Source organism: Streptomyces sp. NPDC046860 (assembly GCF_040645115.1).
In the GTDB taxonomy this organism is placed as follows: Bacteria; Actinomycetota; Actinomycetes; order Streptomycetales; family Streptomycetaceae; genus Streptomyces.
Genome location: NZ_JBEYXQ010000016.1, coordinates 43,790 through 58,172, shown reverse-complemented (window position 1 = coordinate 58,172; position 14,383 = coordinate 43,790). Strand labels below are relative to the sequence as shown.

16 protein-coding genes and 1 pseudogene are annotated in these 14,383 nt (G+C 73.7%); 6 read left to right on the top strand and 11 right to left on the bottom strand.

Features of this window, described 5'->3' with window-relative positions; translation table 11 throughout:
- The first annotated feature begins 44 nt into the window (after positions 1–44).
- The 3 genes from ABZ898_RS22100 (at position 45) to ABZ898_RS22090 (ending at position 3,727) form a co-directional block, all read left to right on the top strand.
- Positions 45–854, top strand: a complete 810-nt coding sequence (locus ABZ898_RS22100; RefSeq protein ID WP_361661432.1) for a class I SAM-dependent methyltransferase — start codon at positions 45–47, stop codon at positions 852–854.
- A gap of 216 nt (positions 855–1,070) precedes the next feature.
- Positions 1,071–2,183: an NlpC/P60 family protein gene (locus ABZ898_RS22095; protein ID WP_361661429.1), complete on the top strand. Its 1,113-nt coding sequence runs from the start codon at positions 1,071–1,073 to the stop codon at positions 2,181–2,183.
- A 251-nt stretch (positions 2,184–2,434) separates the two neighbouring features.
- Complete coding sequence (locus ABZ898_RS22090; protein WP_361661426.1) at positions 2,435–3,727, top strand: SpoIIE family protein phosphatase; 1,293 nt, start codon at positions 2,435–2,437, stop codon at positions 3,725–3,727.
- Positions 3,728–3,782: 55 nt separating this feature from the next.
- Here ABZ898_RS22090 and ABZ898_RS22085 read toward each other — a convergent pair whose 3' ends face one another.
- The 3 genes from ABZ898_RS22085 to ABZ898_RS22075 form a co-directional block, all read right to left on the bottom strand.
- Complete coding sequence (locus ABZ898_RS22085) at positions 3,783–4,151, bottom strand: DUF2516 family protein (RefSeq protein WP_361661424.1); 369 nt, start codon at positions 4,149–4,151, stop codon at positions 3,783–3,785.
- Positions 4,152–4,257: 106 nt separating this feature from the next.
- Positions 4,258–4,869: a hypothetical protein gene (locus ABZ898_RS22080; RefSeq protein WP_361661421.1), complete on the bottom strand. Its 612-nt coding sequence runs from the start codon at positions 4,867–4,869 to the stop codon at positions 4,258–4,260.
- Between the two features lie 77 nt (positions 4,870–4,946).
- Positions 4,947–5,420, bottom strand: coding sequence for a helix-turn-helix transcriptional regulator (locus ABZ898_RS22075; RefSeq protein WP_361661418.1), 474 nt, complete (start codon positions 5,418–5,420; stop codon positions 4,947–4,949).
- Positions 5,421–5,554: 134 nt separating this feature from the next.
- Here ABZ898_RS22075 and ABZ898_RS22070 point away from each other — a divergent pair, with 134 nt between their 5' ends.
- Complete coding sequence (locus ABZ898_RS22070) at positions 5,555–6,427, top strand: GNAT family N-acetyltransferase (protein WP_361661416.1); 873 nt, start codon at positions 5,555–5,557, stop codon at positions 6,425–6,427.
- Positions 6,428–6,509: 82 nt separating this feature from the next.
- Here ABZ898_RS22070 and ABZ898_RS22065 read toward each other — a convergent pair whose 3' ends face one another.
- Positions 6,510–7,091 (bottom strand): helix-turn-helix domain-containing protein, encoded by a 582-nt coding sequence (locus tag ABZ898_RS22065; RefSeq protein ID WP_361661413.1) that lies wholly within the window; start codon positions 7,089–7,091, stop codon positions 6,510–6,512.
- A gap of 121 nt (positions 7,092–7,212) precedes the next feature.
- Here ABZ898_RS22065 and ABZ898_RS22060 point away from each other — a divergent pair, with 121 nt between their 5' ends.
- Entirely contained in the window at positions 7,213–8,250 is a 1,038-nt protein-coding gene (locus ABZ898_RS22060) for an aldo/keto reductase (protein ID WP_361661410.1), read from the top strand.
- Positions 8,251–8,253: 3 nt separating this feature from the next.
- Here the strand turns inward: ABZ898_RS22060 and ABZ898_RS22055 are convergent, their stop codons facing one another.
- The 5 genes and pseudogenes from ABZ898_RS22055 to ABZ898_RS22035 form a co-directional block, all read right to left on the bottom strand.
- Positions 8,254–8,748, bottom strand: a complete 495-nt coding sequence (locus tag ABZ898_RS22055; RefSeq protein ID WP_361661407.1) for a hypothetical protein — start codon at positions 8,746–8,748, stop codon at positions 8,254–8,256.
- A 140-nt stretch (positions 8,749–8,888) separates the two neighbouring features.
- Positions 8,889–9,710: an HAD family hydrolase gene (locus ABZ898_RS22050; protein ID WP_361661404.1), complete on the bottom strand. Its 822-nt coding sequence runs from the start codon at positions 9,708–9,710 to the stop codon at positions 8,889–8,891.
- Positions 9,707–9,805: pseudogene (locus ABZ898_RS22045) on the bottom strand (GntR family transcriptional regulator); the annotation flags it as partial. The gene ABZ898_RS22050 and the pseudogene ABZ898_RS22045, both read right to left, overlap by 4 nt.
- A gap of 369 nt (positions 9,806–10,174) precedes the next feature.
- The gene (locus tag ABZ898_RS22040; protein WP_361661401.1) at positions 10,175–11,413 is read right to left on the bottom strand and encodes a GNAT family N-acetyltransferase; all 1,239 of its coding nucleotides are present in this window, start codon (positions 11,411–11,413) and stop codon (positions 10,175–10,177) included.
- Positions 11,414–11,473: 60 nt separating this feature from the next.
- Positions 11,474–12,061: an aerial mycelium formation protein gene (locus ABZ898_RS22035; RefSeq protein ID WP_361661399.1), complete on the bottom strand. Its 588-nt coding sequence runs from the start codon at positions 12,059–12,061 to the stop codon at positions 11,474–11,476.
- A gap of 160 nt (positions 12,062–12,221) precedes the next feature.
- Between ABZ898_RS22035 and dtd the strand changes: the two genes are divergently transcribed.
- Positions 12,222–12,647 (top strand): D-aminoacyl-tRNA deacylase, encoded by a 426-nt coding sequence (gene dtd / locus ABZ898_RS22030; protein ID WP_361661396.1) that lies wholly within the window; start codon positions 12,222–12,224, stop codon positions 12,645–12,647.
- Positions 12,648–12,905: 258 nt separating this feature from the next.
- On the opposite strand, the gene ABZ898_RS22025 is transcribed toward dtd, so the two are convergent.
- On the bottom strand, positions 12,906–13,871 hold the full coding sequence (locus ABZ898_RS22025) for a folate-binding protein (RefSeq protein WP_361661393.1): 966 nt from the start codon (positions 13,869–13,871) through the stop codon (positions 12,906–12,908).
- 10 nt (positions 13,872–13,881) lie between these two features.
- Positions 13,882–14,319, bottom strand: a complete 438-nt coding sequence (locus tag ABZ898_RS22020) for a Fur family transcriptional regulator (RefSeq protein WP_361661390.1) — start codon at positions 14,317–14,319, stop codon at positions 13,882–13,884.
- Positions 14,320–14,383 lie beyond the last annotated feature (64 nt).

Sequence of the window (14,383 nt, the reverse complement as noted above, 5' to 3'; positions counted from 1 at the left end):
CGTTCGGTCGAAGGTCGTCGCTCCGCCCGCTTACCCTCGTAGACATGGCATCCCGCACGACCTCTCGCCCCCAGGGCACCGTGACGCGCGGGACGACCAACCCCAACCGGCTGCGCCGCATGGACCGCTGGATCGCGGCCACGCACGGCGCCGAACTGCGCCGCGCCGCAGACCCCCTGGCCATCGACCTCGGGTACGGGGCGGCGCCCTGGACCGCCGTGGAGCTGCTCGGCAGGCTCCGTACCGTCGCGCCGCACGCGCGCGTGGTCGGCGTCGAGATCGAACCGGAGCGGGTCGCCGCGGCCAGGCCCTACGAGCGCGACGGGCTCACCTTCCGGCACGGTGGCTTCGAGATCCCCGTGCCCGGCCGCCCGGCGCTGATCCGGGCCGCCAACGTGCTGCGCCAGTACGACGAGGAGCAGGTCGCCGCCGTGTGGCAGGGCCTGTGCGCGCGGCTGGCCCCGGCGGGCGCGGGCTCGCGCGGCGGGCTGCTGGTGGAGGGCACCTGCGACGAGATCGGGCGGCGCCACGTCTGGGTGGCGCTCGGCCCCGAGGGCCCGCGCACGGTCACCTTCGCCACCCGGCTCGGCTCGCTGGAGCGCCCCTCCGACCTGGCCGAGCGGCTGCCGAAGGCGCTGATCCACCGCAACGTGCCGGGCGAGCCGGTGCACGCCTTCCTGCGCGACTTCGACCGCGCCTGGGCGGCCGCCGCGCCCTACGCCTCCTACGGCGCCCGGCAGCGCTGGATGCGCGCGGTCCGGGACCTGAAGGCCGACTGGCCGGTCACGGACGGCCCCGCGCGCTGGCGGCAGGGCGAAGTGACACTGAGCTGGGACGCGTTGGCGCCCCGCTGACGCTGACTCACCTGTTCGAGGGAATCACCGCACGACGCGAGCCCCGAGGGAACGTTCACCGCGCCTCGTTCGTCACACGGGCGGGAAGATCGCGGGAGACGCGGAGGGCCGGGAAGTACGACTTCGTACGACCTCTGTCACTTCGCGCGGGATCGTGGCACGATCCTGCGGACGGACCGTAAGTTACTGACGGTAAATCAGCTTGGGGGGCTCGTGATGGGTAGGGGCAAGCGCGGACTGCTGGCCGCGGCCGTGACCGTCGTCTGCGCGGTGACCGTACTGGCGGTGCCCGGCACGGCGTTCGCCTCCGTACCGGCCGCGCCCGCCGAACCCTCCCCGCGCACGACCCCCCGGACCCCCGCCCCCGCCACCCCGGCCCCCGCGCCCGTTCCCGACCGGGAGCTGGAGAAGGTCCGCGCGGAGCTCGACAGCCTCTACCACGACGCGGCCGTCGCCACCGACGCCTACAACGCGGCCGAGGAGAAGGTGCGCAAGCAGTCCGCGCAGCTCGCCGCGCTCCACAAGCGCACCGACGCGGCTCGCCAGGAGCTGGCCGACCTGAAGAACCAGGCGGGGGCCGCCGCCCGCGCCCAGTACCGGGACAACGGCCTGCCGCCCATGGCGCGTTTCCTGCTCACCGACAACCCCGAACGCTTCGCGGACGGCGCCGGCACCCTGCTGAACGGCGCGCGGGCCACCAAGAAGCTGATCGCCGAGACGGACCGCCTGGAGCGGGAGCTGCAGCGGGACACCGACGACGCGGCCGCACGCTGGAAGAAGCTGGAGCGGGACCGCAAGGACAAGGCGGCCGCGCAGAAGACGGTCCGGGAGCGGATCAAGGACGCCGAGAAGCTCGAATCCCGGCTGCAGAAGCAGGAGATGGAGCGGCTGGCCGAGCTGGAGCGCCGGGCCGCCCACCGCGCCCAGACCGCCTGGCTGGACAGCGGCGTCCTGAAGAAGGCCCGCGACAGCGCCTCCGCGGGCGGCGCCAGGGCGGTCGCCTTCGCCACCGCCCAGCTCGGCAAGCCGTACGTCTGGGGCGCCGAGGGCCCCGACTCCTTCGACTGCTCCGGCCTGACGTCCCAGGCGTGGGCCGACGCGGGCACCGTGATCCCGCGCACCTCGCAGGAGCAGTGGAAGCATCTGCGGCACGTGGACGTGACGAAGATGCGCCCGGGCGACCTCGTCATCTACTTCGCGGACGCCACCCACGTCGGGATGTACGTGGGCGACGGCAAGATCATCCACGCTCCGCGCCCCGGCCGCACGGTCACCGTGACGGGCGCGGGCACCATGCCGATCCTGGGAGTCGTACGCCCCGACGCGTGACCCCCGCCACACCGGACCGCCCCCTGTGACCAACCGCACGGGGGCGGGGTGGAACCAAGTGAGCTTCGTCATCTCCCACCCCCGCCCCGGCGGCCCAACCGCCGTACGGAACAAGGCATATGACAGCGGTCTACGCGATCCGGCCACGGCCCGCCCCATTCCGTCCCGGCGCCCGGTACCGCTAGGGTCACCCGACGGCGGCCCGAGGACCCTCGAGCCGTGCCCTCGGGGGGAGGGAAGGAACCAGGACGATGCCCGTACCCGTACCGCGGCAGAGAGCAGTCCCGGCCGCCGAGTGCGGACCGGCGCAGGTCTCCGCCGTAGCCCTCACCGAAGAGGCGCACCGCGACACCGCCGCCCTCGGCGTGGCGCTCACCGTGCTGCTCGTCGAGGACGACCCGTCCGGCGCACTGGTCCCCGAACTGCGGGACTCGGCCGGCCGGCCGATCCGCGTCCGCACCGCCCGCAACCTCACCGAGGCCGGCCGGCTGCTCACCCCGGACGTGCACTGCATCCTGCTCGACCTCGCCCTCCCGGCCGCCGGCTGCGCCGACACCGAGGACGGCGACGAGCTGGCCGTGCTCCGTCAGGTGCTTCAGCTGGCGCCGCGGCACGCCGTGATCGCGCTGACCGCCTCCGGCGACGCCGAGCGCGGCGCCGAGGCCGTGCGCGTGGGCGCCCAGGACTACCTCTTCCGCGACGAGCTGGACAGCCGGCTGCTCAGCCGCGCCATCCGGTACGCCGTGGAGCGCAAGCGTTCCGACACCGCCGAGCGGCGGCTGGCCGAGGGCCGGCTGCGCGCGCAGGAGAACCGGCGCCTGGAGCGCGGGCTGCTGCCGACGCCGCTGCTGGAGGGCGCCGCGCTGCGCTTCGCCGCGCGCTACCGCCCCGGCCGCTCCCGCGCACTGCTGGGCGGCGACTTCTACGACGCGGTCCGCACCCCGGACGGCACCGTGCACGCCATGATCGGCGACGTCTGCGGCCACGGCCCGGACGAGGCCGCGCTCGGCGTGGAGCTGCGCATCGCCTGGCGGGCGCTGACCCTGGCCGGGCTGTGCGGGGACGAGCTGCTGGGCACGCTCCAGGAGGTGCTGGAGCACGAGCGTTCCGACGAGGAGATCTTCGCGACCCTCTGCACGGTGGACATAGCCCCCGACGGCCGCCGGGCGGGCCTCTGCCTGGCCGGACACCCGGCCCCGCTGCTGATCCGCCCCGGCGCGTCCCCGGCGCCCCGGCTGCTGCCGTTCGACAACAACGGCCCCGCCCTCGGCCTGCTCCCGGGCGCGCGCTGGCCGCGCACCCAGGTGGAGCTGGGCGCCGAGTGGAGCCTCATGCTCTACACCGACGGCCTCATCGAGGGCCGCGTCTCCCCCGGCGGCCCCCGCCTGGGCCAGGACGGCATGGTGGAGATGATCCGCCGCCAGCTCTCCGAGGGGCTGCGCGGCGAGGAACTGCTGCGCGCCGCCGTGAGCGAGGTCAGGCACCTCAACGGCGACGAGCTGACGGACGACGTGGCCGTGGTCCTGCTGGACCGCGTGGCCTAGCGGGTCCGCCGCCGGGGCGGCTGGCGCAAGTGCTCCCGCCGGGCCTGCGGGCCGCTCAGCGACCGCCGTTGTACGGGCCGTACGGGCCGTCGCTGCTGCTGCCGCCCCGGCCCCTGCCCTTGCGCCAGCCGCCCCGGCCGCCGCCGGAGAGCTGCTTCACGGCGGGCCGGACGTCCACCAGGTAGACGATGCTGGCGATGGCGCCCGCGATCGGCAGGATGGACAGGAGCGAGAACAGGTAGCTGACCACGAGGGCGATGCCCAGGATGATCAGCCAGAAGATCTTGTTCTGCTTGTCGGCCGCACGGAACGCGTCCTCACGCCGGAAGGCCGCGTCGATCAGTCCGAACGCGGCCAGCGCCATGAGGACGATCTTCAGGAGTCCCAGGAACCCCTCGAAGCCCAACATCAGCACGTCGTCCACCGCCCTTGCCTTCTGGATCGCTGCCTGTGTCTCGCGGTCACGCTACCCGCAGAACGGGCCGGGCACCCCGATGGTGCCCGGCCCGTACCTCTGCCGCCCTGCGCCGTCACTTGGCCGGGGGCGCCGGCTTCTTCGCCGGGGCGGGCTTGCGGGCGGCGGCCGGGGCCGGCTTCTTCGCCGCGGGCTTCTTGGCGGCGGGCTCGGTGACGGCCGGACCGGTGGCGGCCGCCGGCTTCGGGGCCTCCTTGACCGTGCCGGGCTCGGGCCGGCCCTCGACGGCGATCGCGAGGTCCTCGATCTCCTCGGCCGCGTCGCCGCGCCAGGTCTTCACGGCCTGCTCGCCGTGCTCGGCGACCTTCTCGTAGGCCTCGCGGGCCTTGACGGCGTACTCGGCGGCGACGCCGACACCGCGCAGGGCGAGGTCCTGGGCGGTCTCGCCGACCTTCTTCAGGTCGACGTCGAGGGTGCCGATGAACCCGTTGACCTTGGTCTGGATGGTCTCCTGCGCCTCCTTGGCGCGCGCCGTGGCCCGCTCCTGCACGGCCTTCGGGTCGGTGCCGCGCACCTGCTCGATGCGGGCCGGGGCCTCGGCACGGAGCTGCTCGACCAGACCGGGCACCTTGCGGACCTGCCGGATGGCGAGATCGGCGGTACCGGCGGCGAAGTAGAGCGGAGTCGGGTCGCTGAAGGTCTTGCGCAGGTCGTCGGTGATGGCCATGGTGAGGGTCCTCCCGGATTCGCGTTCGGCTGAGGTCGGTGTGGTCCGCGTGCGGTGGCCGGAGCCCTGGTCCGGCTTCATCCGGCCGTCCGCCGCGGACCGGCATCGCTGCCGCCGTCCGTGCGGGTGCCGCCCACGGGGGTGTCGCTCGGCTGCGCTTCCGTGCCTGCGGGCTCCCCGGACCTTGCGGGGCCTTCGCCGCCGAGTTCGTTCTCCTTGCGGAAGGACTCGTAGATCTGGAGCAGGACCTGCTTCTGCCGCTCGTCGAGCGAGGGGTCGGCGAGGATGACGGCGCGCGTCTCGACCTCGTCCCGGTCCCGCTCGGCGTCGAGGATGCCCGCGCGGACGTACAGCGTCTCGGCGGAGATCCGCAGCGCCTTGGCGACCTGCTGCAGGACCTCCGCGCTGGGCTTGCGCAGCCCGCGCTCGATCTGGCTCAGGTACGGATTCGACACCCCGGCGGCGTCGGCGAGCTGCCGCAGCGACAGTTGTGCGTTGCGCCGCTGCTCGCGCAGGTACTCACCGAGATTGCCGACGTTGAGCGATGCCATGCCTCCACCATGCCGACTCTCGCTAACTTTTGCAAGCACCTGCTTGCAAAAGTGTTGTACCGGGGGCGTGACGGAGGGGTTACGCCCTGGCGGGAAACCGCCCGCCCCCCGCCGCGGGTGCGGAAGCATGAGGCATGCGACCGAGCGACTGGCACCTCACCGACGACGTCGACGAATTCCTCGCCCGGGCCGGAGGGTTCCTGCGGTCCCGGCCCGGAGAGCACCTGATGCAGCTCACCTGGGCCGAGCGGGTGCGGGTGCGCGGGGCGGAGTCGTTCGCCCGGCCGCCCCTCTTCGGGACGCTGGAGGAGGACGGCGAGGTCACGGGCACCTTCTACCTGCTGCCGCCGCGCGCCCTGGGCCTCTCCCCGCTCACCTCCGCACAGGCCGACTCCCTCGCCGCCCGCCTGGCCGCTCTCGGCCACAGCCCCGCCTCCGTCAGCGCGGACCACGACACCGCCACCGCCTTCGCCGAGGCGTGGGAGCGGCACACCGGCGCGGCGGCGACCCCCCGTGACGTGCGGCTCCGCCTCTACCGGCTCGGCACCCTCACCCCGCCCGAGCCGCACCCGGCGGGCCGGGCGCGCGTCCTGGGCGAAGGGGATCTCGACGAGGCCGTCCACTGGTGCGCCGCGTTCGCCGCCGCCGTGGGCGAGGACGTCACCGTGGACGCCGGGTCCTGGCCGGACACCCGCTACGCCGACAAGCGCTACACCCTCTGGGAGACCCCGGACGGCACCCCGGTCTCGGTCGCGGGCATGAACCCGCTGATCGGCGGCCAGATCCAGGTCGACATCGTCTACACCCCGGCCCACCTGCGCGGCCACGGCTACGCGGCCGCCGTCACCACCGCGGTCAGCCGGGCCGCCCGGACCGCCGGCGCCCAGGACGTCGTCCTCTTCGCCGACCGCTCGAATCCCACCAGCAACGCCCTCTACCAACGCCTGGGCTACCGCGAGCTGTTCGACTGGGCGGCGTACGACTTCACGTCGACGGCGCCGGAGTAAGGCGGCGCGGGGCGCGCGGGGCGGGCCGGTGTCACGGGGGCGGCCGGGAAGCGGTCCGGCAGCGCCCGCCGGCCCTCCGCGATCAGGCCGCCCCGCTCCCGTAGCGCAGCCCGTCGATCAGCAGCGCGAGCATGCGGGCGGTGTGGCCGTCGTCGTCCTGGGCCGGGACGGTCAGGTTGGCCACGGCGCGCAGGAGGTCGTCCGGGCCGACGTCGCCGCGGACACGGCCCGCCTCCACCGCCGCGCCGAGCAGGCCCTCCAGCACGGGCACCAGGCGGTGCTGGAAGTAGGCGGGGAGGCTGTCGTAGGCCGGGTCGCCGGAGTGCAGGGCGGCGCTGAGGCCGCGCTTGGTGGCGATGAAGCGGGTGAAGCGCAGCAGCCAGAGGCGGAGGGCCTCGACGGGTTCGTGGGCCTCGGCGAGCGCGGGCGCGGCCTCGGCGCAGGCGTCGACCTCGTGGCGGAAGACGGCCGCGATCAGGTCGGAGCGCTGCGGGAAGTGCCGGTAGAGGGTGCCCGCGCCGACGCCCGCCCTGGCGGTGATCTGCCGTACGGGCGCGTCGACACCGGACTCGGCGAACACCTCGGCGGCGGCCGTGAGCAGCGTGTCGATGCTGCGCCGCGCGTCGGCCCTCAGGCGCGGGCGGGACGGCTCGGCGTCGGTCATGCCAGACCTCCACTTGCTAACCGGAACAGCGTTCCGTATCGTTCATTGCGGAACACCGTTCCGTTTTCGTGAGCGTAACGCGCCGCGGCGGGCCCTGGCCACCGCGGATGGGAGGAGACTCATGAAGTACCGCACGCTGGGCCGCACCGGAATGAAGGTCAGCCCGTACTGCCTGGGCGCGATGATGTTCGGCGCCGTCGGCAACCCGGACCACGACGACTCCGTACGCATGATCCACAAGGCGCTGGACGCCGGGATCAACTTCATCGACACCGCCGACATGTACTCGTACGGGGAGTCGGAGGAGATCGTCGGCAAGGCGCTGAAGGGGCGGCGGGACTCCGTCGTGCTGGCCACCAAGGCGCGGCTGCCGATGAACGCCGACGGCGCCGACCCCAACATGCAGGGCGCGTCCCGGCGTTGGCTGACCCGGGCGCTGGACGACTCGCTGCGCCGGCTCGGCACCGACCACGTGGACCTCTTCCAGATCCACCGCCCCGACCCGGACACCGACATCGAGGAGACCCTCTCCGCCCTCACCGACCTGGTGCGCGCGGGCAAGGTCCGCGCGATCGGCACCTCCGGCTACCCCGCCTCCGACATCGTCGAGGCGCAGTGGGTCGCCGAACACCACCGGCTCCAGCGCTTCCGTACCGAACAGCCGACGTACTCCCTGCTCAACCGGGGTATCGAGCGCGAGGTCCTGCCCGTGTGCGAGCGGTACGGCATGGGCACGCTGATCTACAGCCCGCTGGCCGGGGGCATGCTCACCGGGCGCTACCGCAAGGACCGGCCCGCCGACACCCACCGCTCCACCTACGGCTTCCGGTACCTGCGCGACGAGCGCCGGCTGGACACCGTGGAGCGGCTGATCCCGGTCGCCGAGGAGGCCGGGGTGTCCCTGACGCACCTCGCGCTGGCCTTCGTGATCAGCCACCCCGGCGTCACCTCCGCGATCATCGGCCCGCGCACGATGGAGCAGCTGGACGATCTCCTCGCGGGTGACAAGGTCACCCTGTCCGACGAGATCCTGGACCGGATCGACGCGGTCGTGCCGCCCGGCACCGATGTCGGCGCCCTCGACATGGAGTACGCCCCGCCCGCGATCACCGAGGCCCACCTGCGGCGCCGGTGGGCCGGGGAGCGGTCGGCCGCCTGAGCGTCAGTCCGACGGGTGCCGCGCGAGCCACTCCCGCAGGGTGGTGAAGTCCGCCGCCGTCAGCCCGTAGTCGTGGTCCACCCGGTGCAGCAGGGCCGGGGCGGGGTGGTGGACGGCGACGAACGCCCGGTCCGCCTCCGTGATCTCGTCGTCGATCCAGATGAACGGCCGCCCCGCCGCGAAGTCGACCAGCGGGCGCGTCTTCCAGTGGATGAGCGCGGGCGGCTCCACCTCGTCCGGCCAGGGCACGACCGGCAGCGGCGGCAGCCCCAGCCAGGGCGCGAGCACCGCGTTGGCGTCGTCCATCCAGGTCGACGCCCACACCAGCTCGCACCCCAGCGCCGCCAGCCTCGGCCCGAGCCCCGGATCGACCCGGCCGAGCAACGGATGCCCACCCCCGCCCGGCGGCACACCGGCCCCCCGCCCGAACACCGGGTACGAGGCGTCCGGCGCGCCGAAGGGGATGAGGGGGCCGTCGATGTCGAGGAAGAGCAGCATCACCCTTCAGCATCGGGCATGGGGGGCGGCTTCGCCCGGAGGACGGCGCGCCGCGGCCGCCCCTCGGCGCCCGGCGGCCGGTCGGGCCGGGAAGCCGGCCCTTCCCCATGTCGCCGCGGCACGGGGAGACCTCGGCCGTGTCAGCCCCGGGCGCGGCCCGTCCGATGCGCGGAGGCCGAGCCGTTCACGGCCGAGCCCGCGTCCCTCAGCGCCCTCAGCAGGGGCTCCAGGCTGGTGAGTACGAGGTCCGCGCCCGCCGCGCGCAGGAGGCGCTCCCCGTCCTCGTTGGCCGCGTGACCGAGGAAACGGACGCCCGCCTCGCCCGCGGCGGAGACGGCCTGCGGGGTACTGCCGATCAGCACGGCACCGGCGGCGTCCACGTCCAGCGCGCGCAGGACCTCGCGCAGCCGGTGCGGGTCGGAGGTGAGGTGGTCCGGCCCGGTGGTGCGGCCGTGGACGTGCGGGGCGAAGCAGTCGCTCAGGCCCCGGCCGGCGAGGTACGTGCTCACCGCGCGGGAGGAGTACCCGGTGGTGACGGCCAGCCTGGCGCCCACCGCGCTCCAGGTCCGGATCAGCGGATCGGCGTACGCGGTCGGCCACGCGGTGGCGGCGGCGCGCAGCTCCTCCTGGGTCAGGTGCTCCTCCAGCTCGGTGACGAGGTCGCTGCCGGGGTGACGGCGGTCCACGGCACGCAGCACCACCTGCGGGTCGGAGGTGGCGCGCTCCTCCTCGGTGAGCAGCCCGTCCAGCCCGCGCCCGGCCAGCCACTCCACCAGACCGGCCGCGATCTCCCGCGCCCGGCGCCCGGCGAACAGGCGGCAGACCGGGCCCTCGAAGTCCCAGAGCACGGCCCGCGCGCCGGTCAGTTCCCTCAGCCTCGCGGTCTCGTCCGCGGTCTGCTTCCCGGCCTTCTCGGTCGTCGCCGGCTCGTGCGGCGTCGTCTCCGTCGTCTCAGAAGTCACCAGGAGAGTGTCAGGTCCGTGGCGATGGTTTCCCAGAGGGCCTCGAACCAGTTCCGGGACTGTTCCACGAAGGAGGCGTCGCGTTGGCCCGACCGCCCGTCGAGGCGAGCAGCGGGAATCCGTTCCGGCGCGGCCCATCGGGACCGGGAGGACGACCCGCCCCATGGGCATCACGGCCCGTTGCCGGAATACCGTGAATTCACGTCATCTTGCATTATCTGCTGAGGAGTTGGCCTGATACCACTCCCGGACGGCTCTGTTTCCGCGTACGTTGGTCAGCCCACTCAGCTGGGAAGACTCCCGGTGGCCGCGGCATGCCGGGCTCCCCTTCCGGAGGGGAGCCGGGAAGCCCGGCGCAGCGGCGGCCACGGGAGTGCACAGTCACAACTGAACACGCGCACAGCCACAACCGAATACCGGCACATCAGCACGGCACGCCGCGGATGAGCGACCGCCGATCGCGGTCAGAAGGAGTCCGGGCACCACGGCCGCCCGGACGTGCGGAAGAGGGCGTCGGCCGTACGGGCGGCGCCCTCCCGCTCCTCCTGGACGCGGCCGAGGGCCGCCAGCCGGGTCAGCGAGCCGTCCCCGAGCCACACCGAGGCGAGTTCGGCCGCCGGCAGGGTCAGGTCGGCGGACGCACCGGCCTCCGGGGTGCACGAGGCGCCCTCGGGAGACGTCTCCAGCCGGTACCGCCCGCCCGATGTGCCGTCCTCGTCCAGCACCTGGAGCACCAGTGAGCCGGACCGCTCGTAGGTCCGCGCCTCCAGCGCCCGCGGGACGTCCAGCAGCCGCAGCCACAGCCAGTCCGTGTACGTCTCGACGCGGGCCGCGCGCACGTCGGGCAGGAGGAACGGCAGCAGGGAGTCGGGGGCCCGCCAGCCGCTTTTGACGTGGGTGATCCAGTCGATCGCGCACAGGTACCGCCACAGCGCGGCCTCGGCGGCCGGGGTCGCGGCGGTCAGCCACTCCACCTTGGCCGCGACGTACGGCTGCTGCCCCTCCCACTTGTTCTCGCTGCGGTACGACACCATGCCCTCGACCTCGCCGGACGCCGAGCGGTACACCGCGAAGAACGGCTCGGTCCAGTCCCGGCCGAAGCGGGCCACCCCGGTACGGGCGTCCCACCACAGCTCGTCCCGCCCGATCGCGCCCGGCGTGACCGCGCGCACCCGCTCGGACAGCTTCGGGCCGAGCGCGCGGACGTCGGCACCGTCCACGAGGTCGATCCGGCCGCCGTCCTCCGGGCCCGACCAGCGCGGGTCGAGCCCCGAACGGCTCACGTCCACCGTCCAGTTGGTGGCCCAGGTCGCCGGGGCGAAGCCGTGCCGGCCGTAGATCGGGTACTCGGCGGCGATCAGGGTGGCGACCACGTCACCGCGCTCCCGCGCGGCCGCCAGGTCCTCGCGCATCATCCGCGTGAGCAGGCCCCGGCGGCGGTGGGTCGGGGAGACGGTGACGTTGGAGATCGCGTTCGCGGGGACGTACGCGCCGCCGACCGCGGTGACCTCCTGCGCGAAGGAGCGGAAGGTGGCCACACAGCGGCCGGCGTCGAAGGCGCCGAGCAGCCTTCCGGGCTCGAACTGACGGAGCCTGGCGGCTCGTTGCTCCGGCGTGATCACCGGGTCCTGGAGGAATCCGGTGTCCAGGGCGCGGTGCCAGTTGTCGAAATCGTCCTCGGCGGCGGGGCGTACGTCGATCATGGGGTCACCGTAGGCGCGGGGCCGCCCCGTGTCGCCCGCATTTCCCGCCGCCCCGGCCCTTCAGGCCAGCAGGTCGTCCACCTGGGCCTCGCCCGCCCGGTACCGGCGCGCGATCTCGCCCCCGCAGTCGTCGGCGGTGCGCTGGAGTCCCTGGCGGCGGAGGGAGATCTCCTGCTCGTACCGGGTCAGCCGGGCCATCGCGTCCGTGAGTTCGGCGCTCGTGCGGGCGGTGAGGTCGGACAGCTCGACCTCGGCGAGCATCTCCGCCGCGAGCCTGCCGAACTCCTCGCTGTGCGGGGTGCCCAGCGTGACGTGGCGGGCGGAGGAGCGGTGGCGGGCCGGGCCGTCGGCGAGGATCTCCGACAGCCGCTCCACCACGGACCCGTCCACCGGCTCCGGCACCCGGGCCCCGCCCCGCCGGGCCAGCTCGGCCCGCAGGATGTCGATCCGGCCCTGGAGCAGCCGGCGGACATAGCTCAGGTCGGCCTCGTCGCGCTGGGCGTCCCGGCGCAGGGCGCGCAGTTCGGGCAGGCTCAGCGGGGCGAGGACGGAGGGGGCCGGTTCCTCGGGCGGCGGGCTCGGCGGGCTGTCGGCGCGCTGTGCGGGCGGCCTGTGTGTGACCGGACCACTGGTGCTCGGTGTGCTCATGTGCGGTGGACCGTCCCCTCGACCGGCGTGTGGGAGCATCGTGCCACCCCCGGTGGCCGCTATGTGACCGACTGCCCCCGAACGGCCCTGGATGGGGGGTATTGATCTGTTGCGGGCCCCCTGGACGGGCGCGGCCCGGCCGCACGGCATGATGGGGCGCATGCGTGCGGTGGTGCAACGGGTGGACGGCGCGAGCGTCGTCGTGGACGGCGAGACGGTGGGCGCGATCGAGGGCGAGGGCCTGTGCGTCCTGGTCGGCGTGACCCACGAGGACACGAAGGAGAAGGCGGCCCAACTGGCCCGCAAACTCTGGTCGGTGCGGATGCTGGCCGACGAGAGATCATGCAGCGACATCGACGCCCCGCTGCTGGTCATCAGCCAGTTCACCCTCTACGGGGACGCCCGCAAGGGCCGCCGCCCCACCTGGAACGCGGCCGCCCCCGGCCCGGTAGCCGAGCCCCTGGTGGACGAGGTCGTCACCCAGCTCCGCACCCTCGGCGCGACGGTCGCCACGGGCAGCTTCGGCGCCCAGATGCGGGTGTCCCTGGTGAACGACGGCCCGTTCACGATCCTGGTCGAGGTCTAGGGCCTTTCTTCCGGATCAGGCCGGCTCGGGCCGACGGTGCCTTCGGGCCGACCCGAGCGGGGTCTGGTGCGTGCGGCTGCAAGGCGGAGGAGGGCGTCGACGCGGAGCGTCGGCAACCGACGACAACGCGGCAGACGTGCGTGCCAGGGCCCGCGACCCCGGCAAGATCCGGAAGACAGGCCCTAGGCGGGGTCAGCGGACGGCGCCGCCCGGCGGACACATGTCCCCGAGGTGCCGCAGGACCGTTCTGCCGCTCACCTACGGCTCGACCACCGTCTCCTGGGCCGCTGCCGTGTCTCCGGCCAGGAGGCGGGCGTCGGTGGGGGTGTTGCGCTTGATGACGGCGAGGGCCACCGGGCCGAGTTCGTGGTGGCGTACGGAAGTGGTCACGAGGCCGATCTTGCGGCCGTCCGGGCCGTCGTCCGCGAGGCGGATCTCGGTGCCGGCCGGGGGCAGGTGGACGTCGCTGCCGTCGAGGTGGAGGAAGACCAGGCGGCGCGGCGGCTTGCCCAGGTTCTGTACGCGGGCGACCGTCTCCTGGCCCCGGTAGCAGCCCTTCTGCAGGTGGACGGCGGTGCCGATCCAGCCCAGCTCGTGCGGGATGGTGCGGTGGTCGGTCTCGAAGCCGAGGCGGGGCCGGTGCTGTTCGACCCGCAGCGCCTCGTGGGCGAGGATGCCGGCGGCCGGGCCGGAGCGGGCGGCGAACTCCTCCAGCTCCTCGCGCGGCAGGAAGAGGTCACGGCCGTACGGGGTCTCGCGGACCACCGCGCCGTCGGGGACCGCGGCGATGGAGCCGGCCGGGAGGTGGACCACCGCGAAGTCGGCGGTGCGGTCGGCGACCTCGACGCGGTAGAAGAACTTCATCGACTCCAGGTAGGCGATCAGCGCCTCCTGCGTGCCGGGCTCGACGTGCGCCCACACGGTCGTGCCGTCGTCCACCAGGTACAGGGCGTGCTCGATGTGCCCGTTGGCGGAGAGGACCAGCGCCTCGGTGGCCTCGCCGGCCGGCAGGTCGCTCACGTGCTGGGTGAGCAGCAGGTGCAGCCAGCTCAGCCGGTCCGCTCCGGTGACGGCGACGACGCCCCGGTGGGAGAGGTCGACGAAACCGGTGCCGTCGGCGAGGGCGCGCTGCTCGCGGAACAGGTCGCCGTAGTGGGCGGCGACGCCTTCGTCCACGCCCTCGGCGGGAACGGCGCCGGGCAGGGACAGCAGGGGGCTCTTCATACGGGCCAGCCTACGACGGGGTGGTTGAACTCTTCATCGTGCAGTCGGCACAGCGGCCGAAGATCGCGAAGTGCTTCATGTCGGTGTCGAACCCGAACTGCTCGCGCAGCCGCGCGGTGAAGTCGGAGGCGACCTCGACGTCCGCCTCGATCACGTTCTCGCAGTCCCGGCACACCAGGTGGAGATGGTGGTGGCGGTCGGCGAGGTGATAGGTGGGGGCGCCGTGCCCGAGGTGGGCGTGGCTGACGAGCCCCAGCTCCTCCAGCAGCTCCAGGGTGCGGTACACGGTGGAGATGTTGACCCCGGAGGCGGTCTTGCGGACCTCGACGAGGATGTCGTCCGGCGTCGCGTGCTCGAGCGCGTCCACGGCTTCGAGCACGAGCTGCCGCTGCGGCGTCAGCCGGTAACCGCGCTGCCTGAGATCGGTCTTCCAGTCGGTGCTCACCACACTGGCAGTGTAGGGCCGACCGGGCCGGGCGCCCCGCTCGGACGGGGCGCCGTGCGGCCGTGGG